Source organism: Variovorax paradoxus EPS (assembly GCF_000184745.1).
Taxonomy (GTDB): domain Bacteria; phylum Pseudomonadota; class Gammaproteobacteria; order Burkholderiales; family Burkholderiaceae_C; genus Variovorax; species Variovorax paradoxus_C.
Window position 1 is genome coordinate 3,395,788 of the sequence record NC_014931.1, and the last position, 18,440, is coordinate 3,414,227.

Consider the following 18,440-nt stretch of genomic DNA (forward strand, 5'->3'; position numbering starts at 1 on the left):
CGGCGCAGCCATTTTGCGGCAGCCCGCGCGATCCTGCCCGGGTGCCGGCCGGTTACCGCGCCGTCGAATCCGGCTTCACCACCAGGTGGCGCGCCAGCAGCACCGCCACGTGCACCGCCTCGCGCTGCGCTCCATCGCCGATCTGGTGGCGGCAACTGGTGCCATCGGCCACCACCACCGCATCGGGCTTCGCACGGATGGCAGGCAGCAGGCTCGCCTCGGCCATCTGCATCGAGACGTCGAAGTGGCTCGCCTCGTAGCCGAAGCTGCCGGCCATGCCGCAGCAGGAGCTTTCGATCAGCTCGGGCTCGGCGCCGGGAATGAGCTTGAGCACCTCCATGATCGGGCTCACCGCACCGAAGGCCTTCTGGTGGCAATGGCCGTGCAGGAGGATCGGCGTGGCGGACGGCTTCAGCGACAGCTTGAACCGGCTCGCCTTGATTTCGCGCGCGATGAACTCCTCGAACAGCAGCGCCTGCTTCGCCACGGTCTGGGCCTTGTCGCCGAAGCCCATCACCAGTGTCTCGTCGCGCAGCGTGAGCAGGCACGAAGGTTCGAGGCCGACGATGGGGACGCCCGCTTGCGCGAGCGGCAGCAGCGCATCGATCAATGCTTCGGCGCGGACCTTGGCCTCGTCCACCATGCCGCTCGCGAGGAAGGTGCGGCCGCAGCAATGGTGGCCGCCGCCCTTTCCACCGCTCTTTTCGACCGTGTGCAGCACATAGCCCGCGGCTTCGAGCACGCGCGCGGCCGCGAAGGCGTTCTCGCTCTCGAAAGTGCCGTTGAAGGTGTCGACGAAGAGCACGGCCGTCTTGCCACCGCGCGCCGCCACCGACAGCACCGAGGCCTGGTCCGCGAACAGGCCGGGCTCGTTGCCCTTCGCGCGCCAGAAGGTGTCGCTGCGCCATTCGGGCAGCGAGCGCTTCGCCGAAAAGCCCAAGAGCTTCTCGCCGAGCCACGCCGCGCCGGGCACGCTGTTGCGCAGGTTCAGCAGCCACGGCATGCGGCTCGCCTTGTGCGCGTAGTCGGGCATGTAGGCGACGAGCTTGTCCTTCAGCGTATGGCCGTGGCGCTTCTTGTAGTGGTCGAGAAACTCGATCTTCATCTTCGCCATGTCCACACCCGTCGGGCAATCGCGCTTGCAGCCCTTGCAGCCGACGCACAGGTCCATGGTCTCGTGCATGGCTTCGCTGGTGAAGGCATCGGCGCCGAGCTGGCCCGAGAGCGCGAGGCGCAGCGTGTTGGCGCGGCCGCGTGTGAGGTGCTGCTCGTCGCGCGTCACCCGGTAGCTCGGGCACATGGTGCCGGCGTCGAACTTCCGGCAGTGGCCGTTGTTGTTGCACATCTCCACGGCTTTCGCGAGGCCGCCGGTGCTGTCGCCGCCGGTGCCGGGCGCGGTGGTTACTTCAGTCACCGGATCGGCGTTGACGTTCCAGGCCGACCAGTCGAGCACTGGCTTGAGTTCGATGCGCCGGTACGGCTTCGGTGCCGTGGGCGGCGCAAAGCGGAACAGCGCGCCGTCGTCCATGCGCGGCGGATCGATGATCTTGCCGGGGTTGAACAGGTCGATCGGGTCGAGCTTCTTCTTGATCGCGCGGAAGGCTTCGTTGATGGCCGGGCCGAACTGCCATTCGATCCACTCGCCGCGGCAGAGGCCGTCGCCGTGCTCGCCGCTGAAGGCGCCCTTGTACTTTCGCACCAGCGCGCTCGCCTCTTCGGCGATGGCGCGCATCTTCGTGGCGCCGTCTGCCCGCATGTCGAGGATCGGCCGTACATGCAGCGTGCCGACCGAGGCGTGCGCGTACCAGGTGCCGCGGCTGCCGTACTTGGCGAACACCTCGGTCAGCGCGTCGGTGTATTCGGCCAGGTGTTCGAGCGGCACCGCGCAGTCCTCGATGAAGCTCACCGGCTTGCCGTCGCCCTTGAGGCTCATCATGATGTTGAGGCCAGCCTTGCGCACTTCCCACAGGTTCTTCTGGCGTGCGTCGTCGGGCATCTCGACCACGCTGCCGGGCAGGCCCAGGTCGCCCATCAGTTCGACGAGTTGCTTCAGTTGCGGCAGCAGCGCGGCCTTGTCGCCACCCGAGAACTCGACCAGCAGGATGGCCGCGGGCTTGCCGATCAGCGCGGTCTCCACCGTCGGCTTGAAGGCGGGATTCGCCAGGCTCAGCTCGATCATCGTTCGGTCGACCAGCTCCACCGCTGTCGGCCCGAGCTTGATGATGTGCTGCGCCGCATCCATGGCCGCATGGAAGGTCGGGAAGTTCACGATGCCCAGCACCTTCGCGCGCGGCAACGGCGCGAGCTTGAGCTTCAGGCTCTTGGTGTACGCGAGCGTGCCTTCCGAGCCGATCAAGAGATGCGCAAGGTTCACGCTGCCATCGGCGGTGTACGGCTTCTCGCTCTGGTTGTCGAAGATGTCGAGGTTGTAGCCGGCCACGCGGCGCATCACCTTGGGCCAGTGCTCGGCCATCGCGTCGCGGTGCTGCCGAGCGAGGCCGCGCACGAACTGCGCGATGCCGGCCGCGCGCACGCCGAGCGTGCCCGTCGGTCCGAACTCCACCAGCTCGCCGTTCGACAACCACGCGCTCGCGCCCAGCACGTTGTGCACCATGTTCCCGTAGGCGATGGAGCGGGAACCACAGGAGTTGTTGCCCGCCATGCCGCCCAGCGTTGCTTGCGCGCTGGTCGATACATCGACCGGATACCAGAGCCCGAGCGGCTTGAGCTTCGCGTTCAGGTGATCGAGCACGAGGCCGGGTTCGACAGTCGCCGTGCCCTCCTCCGCATTCACCTCGAGCACGCGCCGAAAGTGCTTGCTGTTGTCGATGACCAGCGCCGCGCCCGTGGTCTGCCCGCACTGGCTCGTCCCGCCGCCGCGTGCCAACACCGGCACCTTGAGGTCGCGTGCGATGTCGATGGCGGTGGCAATGTCGCGGTCGTTCGTCGGCACGAACGCACCGACCGGCGTGATCTGGTAGATCGACGCGTCGGTGGCGTAGCGCCCGCGCGAGCCGTCGTCGAAGAGCACCTCCCCTTGCGTTTCGGCGCGCAGCCGGCGCGAGAGCAGCTCGCAGGTGTCGTTGGGCGGAAGAACGGTTCCGGCTGGCTGCATGTGGCTGGCGGGATCGATGCGCATGGTGGATGTGTGGGGTCAGTTGGCCTTGTTGGCCTGGGGATAGATCTCGCCGGCGCGCAGCAGCTCCAGCACCGTGTCGCGCTTGCGCAGCACGTGCGCGATGAGCACCTTGCGCATCGCTTGTGCATCGCGCGCGGCCAGCGCCTGGATCATCTGTTCGTGCTCGTCGACCGCATGCTTCCACTTGGTCTCGTTCTGGTTGGTGCGAAAGCGCAGCGACTGCACCCGCGCATTGATCGAGCGGTAGGTGCCCGCGAGCACCGGGTTGCCCGCGGCCTCGTTGATGGCCGTGTGGATGCGCGCGTTCAGGCGGTAGTAGCCCGAGAGATCGCGCCGCGAAAAGCAGGCCAGCATCTCGTAATGCAGCGCGCGCACCTCGGCCAGCTCTTCATCGGTGATGCGCTTGGCGGCGAGCTCGCCCGACATGCCCTCGAGCATCGCCAGCACCTCGAAGGTGTCGAGCACATCCGTCTCGGTGAGCTTCACCGCCACCGCGCCGCGGTTCGGCAAGAGGTCGACCAGCCCCTCGGCCGCAAGCAGCTTGATGGCTTCGCGCAGCGGCGTGCGCGACACGCGCAATTGCAGGCACAGCTCGCGCTCGTTGAGCTTGGCGCCGGGGGCGATGTGCCCCTCCACCAGCATGGTGCGAAGGCGCGCAGCGACCTGGTCGTGCAATGCGAGCCTGGAGATTTCGATGATTTCTGCGGTCATGGTTGGATTCCCTTGAATGCATTTTGAATGCAAATATTAGGACTCACAACCCCGGTAATTCAGGGTAAACCAGCATACGTAAATCAATTTTGAATGCAAAACTGAAAGCGAAAGGACAGTCCATGCTGCAACTCGACATCCATCCCACCGGCCGCCATTTCCTCCAGATTCCCGGCCCGAGCCCGGTGCCCGACCGCATCCTGCGGGCCATGAGCCTTCCCACCATCGACCACCGCGGGCCCGAGTTCGGCACGCTCGGTTTGAAGGTGCTCGGCGGCATCAAGCAGATCTTCAAAACGAAGCATCCGGTCGCGATCTACCCCGCTTCGGGCACCGGCGCCTGGGAGGCCGCGCTCGCCAACACGCTGAGCCCGGGTGACCACGTGCTCATGTACGAGACCGGCCACTTCGCTTCGCTCTGGCAGAAGATGGCCACGCGCCTCGGCCTCTCGACCGAATTCCTCGCGCTCGCCGGCACCGACGAACATTTGCCGAATGCGCCGAGCTGGCGCCGCGGCGTGCAGGCCGAACTCATCGAGGCGCGCCTTCGCAAGGACACCGAGAAGAAGATCAAGGCCGTGTGCGTGGTGCACAACGAGACCTCCACCGGCGTCACCTCCGATATCGCCTCGGTGCGCAAGGCCATCGACGCGGCCGGGCATCCCGCCCTCTTGATGGTCGACAGCATCTCGGGCCTCGCGAGCGCCGATTTCCGGCACGACGAATGGGGCGTGGACGTCACCATCAGCGGCTCGCAGAAGGGCCTGATGCTGCCGCCCGGCATCAGCTTCAACGCGCTCTCGCCGCGCGCGCTCGAAGTCTCGAAGACCGCCAAGCTCCCGCGCGCCTTCTGGGCGTGGGACGAGATCGTCGAGATGAACAAGGACGGCTACTGGCCCTACACGCCGAACACCAATCTGCTCTACGGCTTGTCGGAATCGCTGGACATGATCCTCGGCGAGGGCCTGGACAACGTGTTCGCGCGCCACCAGCGCTGGGGCGCGGGCGTACGCGCCGCTGTCAACGCCTGGGGCCTGCCGATCCAGTGCGCGGACCCTGCCGTCTACTCGCCCGTGCTCACCGGCGTGATCACACCCGAAGGCGTCGATGCCGACGCGCTGCGCCGCCTGATTCATCAGCGCTTCGACCTCTCGCTCGGCACCGGCCTCGGCAAGCTCAAGGGCCGCATGTTCCGCATGGGCCATCTGGGCGACAGCAACGACCTGACCCTCGTGGCCATGGTCGCGGGTGTCGAGATGGGCATGAAGCTCTCGGGCATCAAGCTCGCGGGCAGCGGCGTGCAGGCGACGATGGACTATTTCGCCAATCACGCGGCGGCCCCCGTCGGCTTGCAGAAAGCCGCCTAGGCCTGCGACACACCGGCCGCAACGCGTCGCTCGAACGAGGCGGCGGCCTCCACCTTGCCGGACCTGTCGACAGGCCGGCACGCATCGGACCCCAACACCACGGAGACAAAGATGATGCAAAGACGTTCCCTCATTCAAGCCGCAGGCGCCGCGGCCGCCACGCTGGGCGTGCCCCGGCTCTTCGCACAAGAGTGGCCCTCGGGGCCCGTGCGCATCGTGGTGGGCTTTCCACCCGGCGGCGGCACCGATGCGCTCGCGCGCGTGGTCGCGCAGAAGCTCACGGTCATGTGGGGCCAGCAGGTCATCGTCGAGAACAAGGGCGGCGTCGCCGGCGTGCTCGCGGCCGACTACGTGGCCCAGCAACCCAGCGACGGCAGCACGCTGCTGATGGCGCACATCAATAGTCACGCGCTTGCGCCCAGCCTGCAGCCCAAGCTGCGCTACAACGTGGAGCGCGACTTCGTGCCGATCGTGCTCGTGGGCGTCACGCCCAATCTGCTGATCGCAAATCCGGGGCAGAAGGCGTTGAGCGTGAAAGACATCGTCGCCGCCTGCAAGGCCGCGCCCGGCACGGTGAGCTTCGGCTCGGCCGGTGCGGGTTCGGCGCAGCACCTCGCGCTCGAAATGTTCAAGCTGCAAGGCGGCGTCGATGCGCTGCATGTGCCCTACAAGGGCAGCGGCCCATTGCTTGCCGACCTGATGGGCGGTCAGATCCAGTACAGCTTCGAGACGATGACGGCCGCCACGCCGCACGTGAAGAACGGTCGTGTGATCGCTGTCGCCCAGACGCGCACCAAGCGCGCCAAGGGCCACCCGAGCGTGCCGACGATGCAGGAGCAAGGCTTCGCAGGCTTCGAGGCCACCACGTGGTACGGGCTTGTCGGCCCGGGCAAGCTGCCGCCTGCGATTGCGCAGAAGGTGAATCGCGATGTGAACACCGTACTCGCAATGCCCGATGTGCAGGAGCGCATGGACACCTACGGCGCGGAAGACGGCGGCGGTTCGCAGGACAAGTTCAAGCAGTTCATCAGCACTGAAATTGCCAAGTGGGCGAAGGTCGTCAAGGACGGCAACGTGCACGTGGAAACCTGAAGCCCTTGTTCAGGGCGCGATCACGCCCCGAACAGCAACTGACAAAATCGCAGGATGACTCCATCCATGACCGCCCTCGCCGACGCCTTGATCGCCGCACGCCGCAGCAACCGCACCCTCGATGCCGCCCCCTGGACCGATGCGCTGCAAGACGCCGCCCAGGCCTATGAAGTGCAGGACGCCGTGGCCGCCGCGCTGGACTGGTTCGGTGACGAAGGCGCCGTCCCCGGCCACTGGAAATCCGGCGGCGGCTCGCGCAGCGTGACGCTCACGCACGCGCCGCTGCCTCCGTCCGGCGTGCGCCAGAGCCCGGCGAATTTCGACGACCTCGTGTTTCACACGCCCGGCATCGAATCCGAAATCGCATTGCGACTCGGCCAGGACGTGACACCCGAACAAGCCGCAAAGCTCGACCACGAAAACTCGGCCTCGCTCATCGACGCGATGGCCGTCTCCATCGAAATCGTCGACTCGCGCTGGCAAGACCTCGCTTCCACATCCGCCCTGCTCCGCCTGGCCGACTCGCAAGTCCACGGCGCATTGGTGCTCGGCGATTGGCAACCCTACGCCGCCATCGACTGGGCCTCGCAGCGCTGCGAAACACGCATCGGCGATGGCGAAGTCGTCGTGCGCGAAGGCACCCATCCGCTGGCCGATCCGGCGTGGCTGCTGCCGATCTGGCTGCGTCACATCACGCGGCATGGGCAGACCGCGCGTGCGGGCACCGTCGTCACAACGGGCTCATGGGTCGGCGTGCTGCCCTGCCGCCGCGGCGATCAGGTGACGGCCGAGTTCCCCGGCATCGGCGCGGTCCGCTTGCGCGTGTAGCGCCCGTCGCCCACGCCCGAGCAGGCGACCAGGAAGTCGAGCACCGCACGCACCCGCGCGGGCAGCGTGCCCGCCTTGCCGATGTAGACCGCGTGGATCGGCTCGATCTCGCCGGGGTTGAATTCCTCCAGCAGCGGCACCAGCCGCCCGGCGTCGATGTCGTGCTGGATGTGATACAGCGACAGCCGGGCCGCGCCGGCACCCGCGATGGCCAGTTGCCGCAGCGTTTCGCCATCGCCCGCGCGCACCGGGCCTGCCACCGGCATCGTGACCGTCCGGCCATCCACGCGCAGCGGCCAATCGGGCGTGTTGCGCCGGTAGCTCCACCCGAGCCGGTTGTGCGCCTCCAGTTCCTGCGGTGTGTGGGGCGTGCCGTATTTCTTGAGGTAGCCGGGCGAGGCCACGATCGCCTGGCTCGTTTCGCCGAGGCGCCGCGCCACGAGGTCGGACGCCGGCAGTTGGCCCCAGCGGATCGCGATGTCCGCGCGCTCGTCCATCAGGTCGACGATGCGGTCGGTGAGCGCGATGTCCAGCGTGATTTCCGGATGCATCTCGAGCAGGCGCGGCACCAGCGGCACCAGCTTGTGATGGCCGAACGAAACACTGGCATTGATGCTCACCCGCCCGCGCGGTGCCGCACCGGCGGCGGCGCAGCGTTCGGCCTCGTCCATGTCGGCCAGCACGCGCGTGCTGCGCTCGTAGAAATGCAGCCCTTCGGGCGTGAGCTGCAGCTTGCGGGTGGAGCGGTGCACGAGCTGAATGCCCAGCCGCAGTTCGAGCCGCGCCACCAGCTTGCTGATCGCCGAGGGCGTCATGTCCAGGAGGCGCGCCGCCGCGGAGAAACCGCCGGACTCGACCACCTGCACGAAAGCCTCCATCTCACCGGAGCGATTGACGTCGATGCGCGGCATGAGCCTTCCTTTTCTGTGACTTCAAATCACAAGTGCATGTAGCGGCGGCATTCTAGTCACAGACCATGAATGTCCGCACAGTACAGGCATCATGCCAATCGCTCTACTTGCCCTTACCGCCGGTGCCTTCGGGATCGGCACCACCGAGTTCGTCATCATGGGCCTGCTGATGCAGGTGTCGACGGACCTTCATGTCTCCATCACGATGGCCGGCCTGCTGATTTCGGGCTATGCGCTCGGCGTCGCGGTCGGCGCACCCGTGCTCACCATCGCCACCCGCAAGCTGCCGCGCAAGACCGTGCTGCTCGCGCTGATGGCGATCTTCACGCTCGGCAACCTCGCCTGCGCGCTCGCGCCCAACTACGAAATGCTGATGACTGCGCGCGTCGTCACCTCGCTCGCGCACGGCACCTTCTTCGGCGTCGGCTCGGTGGTGGCCACCGGGCTCGTCGCGCCCGAGCGCCGCGCCTCGGCCATCGCGATCATGTTCACCGGCCTCACCGCCGCCACGCTGCTCGGCGTGCCGGCCGGCGCCTGGCTGGGCCTGCAGTTCGGCTGGCGCTCGGCCTTCTGGGCAGTGACGCTGATCGGCGTGCTGGCGTTCACCGTGCTCGCCGTGTTCGTGCCGCGCGTGAAGGGCGAGGCCAAGCCCGCGCCGCTGCGCGAAGAGCTGGCCGTGCTGGCCCGCCCACAGGTGCTGCTGGGCCTGGCGATGACGGTGCTCGGCTTCGCCGGCGTGTTCGTGGTGTTCACCTACATCCAGCCGCTGCTGACGCAGATCACAGGACTCTCGGAATCGGCTGTGTCGCCGATCCTGCTGGTATTCGGCGGTGGCCTCGCGGTCGGCAACATCCTCGGCGGCAAGCTGGCCGACCGCGCACCGATGGCCGCCGTGCTCGGCACGCTGGTGGCGCTGGCCGTGGTGCTCGGCGCGATGCAGTTCACCATCGGCACGCCGTTCACCGCGGTGGTCTTTGTCGGGCTGCTGGGTGTGGCCTCGTTCGCGACCGTGGCGCCGATGCAATTGCGGGTGCTGGAGAAGGCCTCGGGCGCCGGGCAGAACCTCGCGTCGAGCCTCAACATCGCAGCCTTCAACCTCGGCAATGCGCTGGGCGCGTGGGTCGGCGGTGTGGTGATCGACCATGGCCCAGGGCTTCGCGCATTGGGCTGGGTGGCCGCGTTGCTCACGCTCGTGGGCCTAGCGATCGCACTCTGGAGCCGTGCGCTCGACCGCCAGGAAAGTGGTCGCACCGTGGTCGATTGCGCATCGGCGCAGGCCTGAGAAAGGTGTGAACTACTGCGGCACCGCGCGCCGCGGGTACATGCTCGTGACATGAGTGAGCCGGGCTCTGTCGCGAGACGGATCGCATGACGATCGATCAGGTCGCCCCGCCGAGAAACCGGGGTCTGACAGAATCGGCGCGCCTCGAACAGTGCGCCCGATTCCAGATTCACCATGCAATTCAACTGGCACAGCGATCCCATCACGCGGACCACCGTGGTCGACAAGGGCTACAGGAACACGCAGAACGTGCGGCGCTTCATGGTCTCGGCATGTGGCGACGAATTCAAGTTCGACCGGGCCTTCATGGCGTGGATTCGCGACGGGTCACCCAAACGCATGGGCGACGTGGCGGACGAATGGTTGAAGCGACGCGGGGAGCTGTCGAAATGACGTCAGTCACGCGCCCCGATATTTCTGTTCGCGCCGCCGTCGTGGCCGACGCGCACACCCTCGCCGCCCTGTCGATCCAGGTCTGGCTCGCCACCTACACCGAGGGCGTGAGCGACCTGTTCGCACGCTATGTTCTGTCGGAATTCACGCCCGAAAAATTCCTCGCGCTGGTGAATGCGCCCGATGTCTCGCTGCACGTCGCCGAGGTCGATGAACGACTCGTCGGGTATGCGCTGGTGCGCTCCGGCGTGCCGCAGCCCTTGGTGCCCGAAGCCGATTCGGAACTCTGCACGCTGTATGTGCAGGAGCCGTTCACGCGGCACGGCGTGGGGGCCGCATTGCTGCGGGCGGCACGCGCGGGCAACGACGGGCTGTGGCTCATGGTCAATGTGCAGAACCTGCGCGCCTGCCGTTTCTACGAGAAGCACGGCTTCGTGGTTCGCGGCAGCACCGATTTCGTTCTCGGCGAAGGCCGGCACAGGAACCATGTCCTGGCGATGCCACAGGCCTTGTCTAGCGGGGACTGATCATCCGTGCGCTCGCCGTCAAGCGCGCCAGCATCCGCCCGTCCGCATCGCTGAGGTGCGCCTCCAGGAACGAGAGGGTCTTGCCGAGCTGCACGACCCCGCCCCGATCGTCGCGACGGTGCTGCTCGCGCTCGGCATGTCGATGATCTCGCCCAACACCATCTCGCTGCCGTTCAAGCTGTTGCTGTTCGTGATGCTGGATGGGTGGACGCGACTGGTGCACGGGCTGGTGCTTTCGTACCGCTGAGTTCGTCCACGAGTCGGTCGACCGCGGCCTCGGCTTTGCGCATCGATTGCGCGAGTTGCTCGCCGCCGAATTCGTCGCACTCCACCGCCGCCTCATGCACATCGGTAATGCCGATGTAGCCGAACACCGAACGCACAGAGGACTCCGTGTGGTTCAGGTGCGCGATGCGCCCGCCCGGGTCGTAGCCATGGTCGCCGCGCGCGCCGAGCAGCACCATGCGCTTGCCGGCGTCGGCGAGCATCGGCCAGTAGGGCACCGCGCCTCGCGCGCGGTCGAAGCCGAAGGTGCGGCCCACGCGCACGATGTTGTCGATGTACGCCTTGAACTGCGCGGGCACGCTGAAGTTGTACATGGGCAGGCCGACCACGATGAGATCGGCGGCGACGAGCTGGTCGACAAGGCGGTCGCTTTCTGCGAGCACGTCGGCCATCCAGGGTTCGCGGTCGGCCGGCGCGGTGAAGGCGGCGTGGATCCAGCGGCTGTCGACGAATGCGGGCGGGTGCTGGCCGACATCGAGATGGTCGATGCGATCGTCGGGCCGGGCCGCGCGCCAGCGCTCGACGAAGCGTGCCGAGAGGCGCCGCGTGTGCGAGCCGTGGGCGTCGGTGCCCGAGATACCCGGGCGGGCGCTGGCGTCGATGTGGAGCAGGTTGAGGGTCATGTCGCTCTTTCGGTGAATGGATGAATTGATCTACGCTGTGTTGCGCTGTCAGAATGACTGCACAGGCCTTGAATCTATGGATACGCACGGCCATTCACAAACGATCATTTCTACCGTCATGCAAGAGATTGGCTCACCTGTTCGGCCACCGCGCCGCCTGCCTCCCCTGCTCTCCTTGCGGGCCTTCGAAGCCGCAGCCGCGCACCTGAGCTTCCAGCGCGCGGCGGTCGAGCTGTCGGTCACGCCTTCGGCCATCAGCCACCAGGTGCGCGCGCTCGAAGACACGCTGGGCCAACCGCTGTTTCGCCGGCTCACGCGGCAGCTCGCGCTGACGCCCGCGGGCCAGCGGCTCTTCGACGATCTGCGCATGGGCTTCGATGCGCTCGAAGCGGGCATCGACAGGCTGCGCCGGCCTGCGGCTTCGCAGTCGGTCACGCTCACCACGAACACGGCCTTCGCGGCGCGCTGGGTGCTGCCGCGCATGGCGGCCTTCCGCAAGGCCTGCCCCGGCATCGAGCTACGGCTGCATGCGGGCGACACGCTGGTCGACCTCGCGCGCGGCGACGCGGACATCGCGGTGCGCTCGGGCAACGGCAACTGGCCGGGGCTGGTATCGAGCGAGCTGATGCCCGAGCGCTATGCGCCCTTGTGCAGTCCGATGCTGGGCCTGCGCCGCAAGAGCGATCTGCCCAAACACCAGCTGATCCATTGCGACTGGCAGCCGAACGCGACGGCGCCGGCGTTGTGGTCGCGCTGGTTTCGCGAAGCGGATATCGCGCAGCCGCGTGGCCGTTCCGCGAAGGCTGCGGGCCTGTCGTTCTCCGACGAGACGCACGCGATGCTTGCTGCACTGGCGGGCCACGGGGTCGCGCTGCTGAGCCTCACGCTCACGGCCGAGGAGTTGCGCAGCGGCGCTCTGGTGCAGCCCTTCGGGCCGGCGCTCGATACCGGGAGCTACTTTCTCGCGACAGCTAACGGGCGGGAGAACGAGCCTGCGATACGCGCCGTGTGGCAGTGGATCGAATCGCAGGCCAGTACCGATTGATCACGCCAACGGATCAGTGATCTCGCGAAGCGCCATGCGCTTGTAGCCCTCCACCAGCGCCGCACCTTCGGCCGCATCGACCGCGATGGCCAGGCGGATGGTCGCCTCGCCCATCTCCCAGATCAGGAGCGCGGTTTGCTCGACGCGCCTGATGTCGGCACGGGCCCGCACCTTGTGCACCTTGAACATCGCGTCGGCCAGCATCTGCCCGCAGACGCGGCTCTCGGCGAGTTGCAGGGTCAGCAGTTGCCTGTCGACCTGCATGCCGCTCCAGATGTCGCGCATGACGGGGCGCTCGTTGACGATGGCGTAGTACACGTCCACCAATGCCGCGAAGGACGACTGCAGGCTCGCGAGGTCCGTCACGTCCTCGAGGCCGTCGCGGATGCACTCGCGGCTCGCTGCATTGATGCGCTCGGCCAGCATGCGGATCAGCGCGGCCTTCTCGGGGAAGTACTGGTAGAGCGAGCCGATCGAGATGCCGGCGGATGCGGCGACCTCGCTCATCTTCAACAGGTCGCTGCCGCTGCGCGCGATGAGTTCGGCTGCCGCTTCGAGGATGCGCTCCACGCGCGCCTTGCTGCGCTCCTGGATCGGGCTCTTTCTTGCCGAAGGCGCTTCCACGACGGCCACCTGCGATTGCAAAGGTGCGCTGCGTTTCATGGCACGCCCCGAGGGTTGACATTCAAAATGTGAGCAACTATCATTTTTTACGTGAGCATTTCTCACATTATCTCAAGGAGTCCGAAAATGGCAATCAGCAGCAGCCCCCGGGATGACGCGCATCCCATCCTGGTTCTCGGTGCGAACGGCAAGACCGGCGGACGTGTTCTGGACCGTCTTCGCGCCGCGGGTCACGCCGTGCGCGTCGGTTCGCGCTCCGCGCAGCCCCGCTTCGATTGGGAAGACCGGACCACCTGGACCGCTGCGCTTGACGGCGTGCGCGCCGTCTACGTCGCCTACCAGCCCGACCTGTGCGTGCCGGGCGCCGTCGAGACGGTGACGGCCTTCTACGACGCCGCCGCCGAGGCCGGCGTCGAAAGGGTCGTGCTCCTGTCGGGCCGCGGCGAACCCGAGGCGCAAGACGCCGAGAAGGCCCTGCAGGCCACCACGCTCGACTGGACCATCGTGCGCGCGAGCTGGTTCTTCCAGAACTTCAGCGAAAACTACTTTCTGGACGAGATCGTCGCCGGTGCGATCACCCTGCCCCAAGGGCTCGCGCCGGAGCCTTTCATCGACGCCGACGACATTGCCGACATTGCCGCCGAAGCGCTGGTCGACACCCGCCACAGCCGCAAGCTCTATGAGCTGACCGGATCGCAGGCCTTCACCTTCGCGGAAGCCATCGCGCAGATCTCGGCCGCGACGAATCGGCAGATCGACTGCAACATCATTTCGATGGACGACTACGCAAAGTTGTTGGCCGAAGCCGGCCTGCCGCCAGACCTTTCGTGGCTCGTCATCTACCTGTTCACCACCGTGCTCGACGGCCGCAACACACCCATCGCCCACGGCGTGGAGCAGGCGCTGGGCCGCCCGCCGCGCACCTTCGCCGACTACGTGGCGCGCACGGCCCCGACCGGTGTGTGGGGAGCGAAGTGATGATGGGCAAGACCGCCACGGTGCTGATCCTCGTCAGCGCCTTCTCCAGCGCGATGGTCGCCGGCCACCCTACGGGCTTTGCAGCTTGTGCCTCCGCACGGAACATGGTTTCATCCAAAAGAAACAGGGAGTAAGTAGAAGACCGATTCAGGAGAGGATCGAGATGAAGCACCATGACTCGCGCGTACTCGCGGCACTGGCATTGCTGACCACCTGCATGGCATCGATCGATGCGCGTGCGGCGGACGGCACCATTCATTTCGCGGGCGAGATCGTTGCCGCCCCTTACGAGATGCGCCTCGCGGCGCACGCGCCGGCACCGGCACCAACGGTGGCCCACCGCAAGAGCGGCCTGGGCCCCGTCGCCGAACTCTCCTTCGTGCAGCAACACGTGGACCGGCCCAGCGGCACCGTGCGAATCGACGGGCTCGGCGCCCTGCCCCTGCGCACCGTGTACACCGACGCCCAGGGCCGACAGCATTCGTTCGATCCAACGCAGGCGCAGGCACTCGGCCTCGATGGGGGCAAGCTGTCCATTGCGGCGCTGCGACAGCCGCCTACGGGCCGCGTGGCGGCCGCCATGGTGACGGTCAGCTACAACTGACCACGCACCGGCGCAACCTCAAGCTGCGCGAAGCTGCTCGCGCAGCTTCTGGCCGATCTCGGGCCTCTCGAGGAACGGATCGGCAGGGTTCACGACCGACACGATGTTCTCCATCCGGGCGCGCACATTGCCCAATGCCTTGGGGTGGCTGAACACGTAGAACTGGTTGTCGCTGATCGCATCGAACACCTTCGCCGCGACTTCGGCTGCGGTGATCTTGCCGCTGCTCACCGCCTTGTTGCTCATGGCCTGGCCGATGAGCTGGCTCTTGGTGAGTTCGCTGTCCTTCGGCGCATTCGGACGATTGCGCTCGCTGCTCGTGATGCCGGTCGGCACGAAGTACGGGCACAGGAGGCTCGCACCGATCTGGTCGGTGACCAGCGTCAGATCCTGATACAGCGTTTCGGTGAGGCTCACGACCGCGGCCTTGGCGGCGTTGTAGATGCCCATGTTGGGCGGAGTGAGAAGGCCCGCCATGCTGGCGGTGTTGGTGATGTGGCCGCGGTAGCCCGGGTCTTTCGCGGCGGCTTCGAGCATCATCGGCGTGAAGAGGCGCACGCCGTGGATCACGCCCCAGAGGTCCACGCCCAGCACCCATTCCCAGTCGGCAACCGTGTTCTCCCACACGAGCCCGCCCGCGCCCACGCCGGCGTTGTTGAACACGAAGTGCGGCGCGCCGAAGCGCTCCTTCACGGCAGCGGCCAGTGCTTCCATCTGCGCGGCATCGGACACATCGACCTTGCGGGCCAGCACCTGCACGCCGGCGGCTTCCATCTCGGCCGCGGCCTTGTCCAGCGCGTCCTGCTGCACGTCGACCAGCACGAGGTTCATGCCGCGCGCGGCGCCGATGCGCGCGCATTCGAGGCCGAAGCCCGAACCCGCGCCGGTGAGAACGGCGGTCTTGCCCTTGAAGTCCTGAATCATTTGCCGGTGTCCTTCTTGCGTTGAATGTCTCAGAGGCTGAGAGGCAATTCGGCGTGACCGAGCAGCCCCCGCAAATGGCCCCAATCAAGGCGCAAAGCACAGCCATAGCTCGGGCTATGGCGAGCATTTGCAACGCAGAATGGGGCCATTTGCGGGGGATGAGCGGTCACGTCGGATTGCTTCTCAGCCTCTCATAGGTTGGAGCCGCTATTGAAGTACGGAACGCGCCATCGCGCAGTCACGAAGGTGCCCCGGCCGCGTGCCTCTCATACGGAAACGCGTTCAAAAATATCAATCCGTTCACGCTGAGCTTGTCGAAGCGCCGCGCGAGACTTCGACAAGCTCAGTCCGAACGGTTCTTGTTGATCAACCGCAAACTCGTATCAGGCCTCTGTTTTTTTCAGCACATAGCCGATGCGCGGAAAGTGCACATGCACCGTGCCGATGCGCTCGTCGCTGCGCTCCAGCGTGTAGTGCGTGCGCGTGGCGGCCACCAGCGTGCCCGACGTTTCCTCCAGGCCGAAGCTCTCGGCGCGAATGGTCACCGCGCTGCCGAGCGCAATGCCGTGGTCGTCCTGGAAGGTGCTGTCGGTCAGCATCGTGTGGGGCGTCGCGGCCTTGGCCACGGCGATGGCTTCGTCGGCGCTGAACTTCTCGGGCGCGCCATGGCCGATGGCGGCCATGCGGTCCATCCAGTCGACCACTGCGGGCGTGAGGTCGAGGATGGTGCGCACCGACTCGATCCGGCGCGTGTACCAGAGCGGGTGGTAGGCCGCGAAGTCGGTGATGCTCGGCACTTCGCCGAGCAGGTAATGGCGATCGTCCAGCATGTCCGACAGGCGGCGCAGGTACGACTTGTAGGCGCTGGTGGCATCGGCCGGGCGCAGGCGCGTCATGTTGCCGGCGCTCATCTTGCCGCGGTCTTCGCCGAAGGCCTTGGCGGCTTCGGGCGGCGCCTTGGCGAACACTTCGGCCGCGCCTCTGGGCTGCAGGTTCCAGGCCATCGCGGCCCAGAACAGGGTTGTGTCGGCCCACTGCGCGAGGATGCGCGAGAGGCCCTTCTCGGGTTCGGGGTACAGCGTGGGCTCGGGCTGCAGGTGCTCCAGCACGTCGGCGATGAGCGCGCTGTCGCAGTACATGTCGGCGCCGATCTGCAGGAACGGCGTCTTGCGGTAGCCGCCTGTGAGCAGCTCCACATCGGGCTTGGGCATGATCGGCGGGATGAAGACCGACTTCCACGGCAGTTGCTTGGCGCCGAGGATCAGCCGCACCTTTTCCGAGAATGGGGAGGTGGTGTAGTGGTGGAGGATCAGGTCGGCCATGGGTTTCGGTTTCCTTGTAGTCGTGAGGCTGAATCCACCCTCAACCGTTCGGGCTGAGCTTGTCGAAGCCGCGCGCGGCACGTCGACAAGCTCAGTGCGAACGGGTTCGCGGGGTGGCGTGAATATCTATAGCGGACTTGCCCGCTGAACGATCGAATCGAAATCGGTGCCCGCGCCCAGCGTGCCGAAGGCATTGCCCCAGTCGCCGCCCAGCCGCGAGGCGCAGAACGCGCCGACCACCGCGGGCGGTGCGGTCTGTGCGAGCAACGAAGCCTGCACGGCCAGCGCCACGTCCTGTGCCAGACGACGCGCCTCCACCTCGGAGGCCATCGCCTCGATGCGGGCCGGCAGCGCGTCGGCCAGCCGGTCGAGCGCGGCATGCTGGCCACGTGCAGGAGCAAGCTCCTTGGTCAGCGCCGCCACTGCATCGCCCTTGCGCAGGCCCCGCAGCAGGTCGAGCGCCATGATGTTGCCCGCGCCTTCCCAGATCGAGTTGAGCGGCATCTCGCGGTAGACGCGCGCCATGATGCCTTCGCCGCCCTCTTCCACATAGCCGTTGCCGCCGAGGCACTCCATCGCTTCCTGCGCGAAGTGGCTGCCGCGCTTGCAGATCCAGAACTTGGCGACCGGCGTGAGCAGGCGCGCCATCAGGCGCTCGTGCTCGTCGTCCGGGTAATCGAAGGCGCGGGCCAGGCGAATGGCCAGCGCGGTCGAGGCTTCGCTTTCGAGCGCGAGGTCAGCCAGCACATTCTTCATGAGCGGCTGCTCGATCAGCGGCTTGCCGAAGGCGTTGCGCTGCGATGCATGGTTGATGGCGATGCTCAACGCCTGACGCATAAGACCGCTCGTGCCGAGCGCGCAGTCGAGCCGGGTCATCGTGCCCATTTCGAGGATCTGCGGAATGCCGCGCCCCTCCTCGCCCACGAGCCAGGCGCTGGCGCCGTGAAACTCGACCTCGGAACTCGCATTGGCCTTGTTGCCGAGCTTGTCCTTCAGGCGCTGGATGTGGATGGCGTTGCGCGTGCCATCGGGCAATACACGCGGCAGGAAGAAGCAGCTCAACCCGGCCGGCGCCTGCGCGAGCACCAGGAAGGCATCGCACATCGGCGCCGAGAAGAACCACTTGTGGCCGGTGATCGCATAGCGCTCGCCCCACGCATCGCTGCCGTCACGCACGGCTTGCGTGGTGTTGGCCCGCACGTCGGAGCCGCCCTGCTTCTCGGTCATGCCCATGCCCATGGTCACACCGGGCTTGTCCTTGAAGGACTTGAGCGCAGGGTCGTACCAAAGGCTGGTGAGCTTGGGGCCCCAATCGGCGTACACGGCCGCATTGCTGCGCAGCGCGGGTGTGACCGCATAGCTCATCGAGATCGGGCAGAGCATCGACGGCTCCAGCTCGGTGAAGAGCATGAAGCCCGCCGCACGCAGCACATGTGGCGAAGCAGAGGTGCCGGCCCACGGCGTGCCATGCAAACCGGCGCCCACGGCAGCGGACATCAGCACGTGGTAGCTCGGATGGAACTCCACCTCGTCGATGCGCCGCCCGAAGCGGTCGTGCGTGTGCAACTCGGGCGTGTGGATGTTGGCCAGCCGCGCATGCGTCTGCATCTCGGCCGAGCCGATGGTTACACCCAATTCCTGCAACGGCGCCACCTGCAGCTGCGGCGCATTGAATTTCAACGCATCGCGCAAAGGCCGGTTGGTTTCGAAGAGGTTGTAGTCCGCCAGCGGTGCGGGCTGGTTGAACACCTCGTGCGTCGTTTCCATGGTCGGCTCCTTTGCCGT

The 18,440-nt window shown here is 66.7% G+C and carries 16 protein-coding genes and 2 pseudogenes; 10 read left to right on the top strand and 8 right to left on the bottom strand.

Annotation, left to right across the window (positions count from 1 at the left end; all coding sequences use genetic code 11):
- Positions 1–52: 52 nt before the first annotated feature.
- Together VARPA_RS15750 and VARPA_RS15755 are read right to left on the bottom strand one after the other, a co-directional pair.
- Positions 53–3,139 (bottom strand): FAD-binding and (Fe-S)-binding domain-containing protein, encoded by a 3,087-nt coding sequence (locus VARPA_RS15750; protein ID WP_013541573.1) that lies wholly within the window; start codon positions 3,137–3,139, stop codon positions 53–55.
- A gap of 15 nt (positions 3,140–3,154) precedes the next feature.
- Positions 3,155–3,850 carry a GntR family transcriptional regulator gene (locus VARPA_RS15755; RefSeq protein WP_013541574.1) on the bottom strand — a complete coding sequence of 232 codons (696 nt, stop codon included), beginning with the start codon at positions 3,848–3,850 and terminating at the stop codon, positions 3,155–3,157.
- Positions 3,851–3,972: 122 nt separating this feature from the next.
- On the opposite strand from VARPA_RS15755, the gene VARPA_RS15760 reads away from it, so the two are divergent.
- The 3 genes from VARPA_RS15760 (at position 3,973) to VARPA_RS15770 (ending at position 7,137) form a co-directional block, all read left to right on the top strand.
- The gene (locus VARPA_RS15760) at positions 3,973–5,217 is read left to right on the top strand and encodes a pyridoxal-phosphate-dependent aminotransferase family protein (protein ID WP_013541575.1); all 1,245 of its coding nucleotides are present in this window, start codon (positions 3,973–3,975) and stop codon (positions 5,215–5,217) included.
- 114 nt (positions 5,218–5,331) lie between these two features.
- Positions 5,332–6,309 carry a Bug family tripartite tricarboxylate transporter substrate binding protein gene (locus VARPA_RS15765; protein ID WP_041943672.1) on the top strand — a complete coding sequence of 326 codons (978 nt, stop codon included), beginning with the start codon at positions 5,332–5,334 and terminating at the stop codon, positions 6,307–6,309.
- A gap of 66 nt (positions 6,310–6,375) precedes the next feature.
- Complete coding sequence (locus tag VARPA_RS15770) at positions 6,376–7,137, top strand: 2-keto-4-pentenoate hydratase (protein ID WP_013541577.1); 762 nt, start codon at positions 6,376–6,378, stop codon at positions 7,135–7,137.
- Here VARPA_RS15770 and VARPA_RS15775 read toward each other — a convergent pair.
- The gene (locus tag VARPA_RS15775; protein WP_013541578.1) at positions 7,086–8,048 is read right to left on the bottom strand and encodes a LysR substrate-binding domain-containing protein; all 963 of its coding nucleotides are present in this window, start codon (positions 8,046–8,048) and stop codon (positions 7,086–7,088) included. The genes VARPA_RS15770 and VARPA_RS15775 overlap by 52 nt on opposite strands.
- Positions 8,049–8,139: 91 nt before the next feature.
- Between VARPA_RS15775 and VARPA_RS15780 the strand changes: the two genes are divergently transcribed.
- The 4 genes and pseudogenes from VARPA_RS15780 to VARPA_RS31375 all read left to right on the top strand — a co-directional run.
- A complete protein-coding gene (locus VARPA_RS15780; protein ID WP_013541579.1) occupies positions 8,140–9,330 on the top strand; it encodes an MFS transporter in 1,191 nt (396 codons plus the stop codon).
- A gap of 174 nt (positions 9,331–9,504) precedes the next feature.
- Positions 9,505–9,723, top strand: a complete 219-nt coding sequence (locus VARPA_RS15785; RefSeq protein WP_013541580.1) for a DUF6434 domain-containing protein — start codon at positions 9,505–9,507, stop codon at positions 9,721–9,723.
- Positions 9,720–10,250 (top strand): GNAT family N-acetyltransferase, encoded by a 531-nt coding sequence (locus tag VARPA_RS15790; protein WP_013541581.1) that lies wholly within the window; start codon positions 9,720–9,722, stop codon positions 10,248–10,250. Before VARPA_RS15785 ends, VARPA_RS15790 begins: the two co-directional genes overlap by 4 nt.
- A gap of 106 nt (positions 10,251–10,356) precedes the next feature.
- Positions 10,357–10,497, top strand: a pseudogene (locus VARPA_RS31375) (EscR/YscR/HrcR family type III secretion system export apparatus protein); the annotation flags it as partial.
- Here VARPA_RS31375 and VARPA_RS15795 read toward each other — a convergent pair.
- Positions 10,493–11,158: pseudogene (locus tag VARPA_RS15795) on the bottom strand (FMN-dependent NADH-azoreductase); the annotation flags it as partial. The pseudogenes VARPA_RS31375 and VARPA_RS15795 sit on opposite strands and share 5 nt — an antisense overlap.
- Before the next feature lie 118 nt (positions 11,159–11,276).
- Between VARPA_RS15795 and VARPA_RS15800 the strand changes: the two are divergent.
- Positions 11,277–12,203 carry a LysR substrate-binding domain-containing protein gene (locus VARPA_RS15800; protein ID WP_049794426.1) on the top strand — a complete coding sequence of 309 codons (927 nt, stop codon included), beginning with the start codon at positions 11,277–11,279 and terminating at the stop codon, positions 12,201–12,203.
- Here VARPA_RS15800 and VARPA_RS15805 read toward each other — a convergent pair whose 3' ends face one another.
- Positions 12,204–12,866: a TetR/AcrR family transcriptional regulator gene (locus VARPA_RS15805; RefSeq protein WP_013541584.1), complete on the bottom strand. Its 663-nt coding sequence runs from the start codon at positions 12,864–12,866 to the stop codon at positions 12,204–12,206.
- 87 nt (positions 12,867–12,953) lie between these two features.
- Between VARPA_RS15805 and VARPA_RS15810 the strand changes: the two genes are divergently transcribed.
- Complete coding sequence (locus VARPA_RS15810) at positions 12,954–13,805, top strand: NAD(P)H-binding protein (RefSeq protein ID WP_013541585.1); 852 nt, start codon at positions 12,954–12,956, stop codon at positions 13,803–13,805.
- Positions 13,806–13,968: 163 nt separating this feature from the next.
- Positions 13,969–14,409, top strand: coding sequence for a hypothetical protein (locus VARPA_RS15815; protein WP_013541587.1), 441 nt, complete (start codon positions 13,969–13,971; stop codon positions 14,407–14,409).
- Positions 14,410–14,427: 18 nt separating this feature from the next.
- Here VARPA_RS15815 and VARPA_RS15820 read toward each other — a convergent pair whose 3' ends face one another.
- The 3 genes from VARPA_RS15820 to VARPA_RS15830 form a co-directional block, all read right to left on the bottom strand.
- On the bottom strand, positions 14,428–15,333 hold the full coding sequence (locus VARPA_RS15820; RefSeq protein WP_013541588.1) for an SDR family oxidoreductase: 906 nt from the start codon (positions 15,331–15,333) through the stop codon (positions 14,428–14,430).
- A gap of 383 nt (positions 15,334–15,716) precedes the next feature.
- Positions 15,717–16,655 carry a glutathione S-transferase family protein gene (locus tag VARPA_RS15825; protein ID WP_013541589.1) on the bottom strand — a complete coding sequence of 313 codons (939 nt, stop codon included), beginning with the start codon at positions 16,653–16,655 and terminating at the stop codon, positions 15,717–15,719.
- 126 nt (positions 16,656–16,781) lie between these two features.
- Complete coding sequence (locus VARPA_RS15830) at positions 16,782–18,422, bottom strand: isovaleryl-CoA dehydrogenase (protein ID WP_013541590.1); 1,641 nt, start codon at positions 18,420–18,422, stop codon at positions 16,782–16,784.
- Positions 18,423–18,440: the final 18 nt, after the last annotated feature.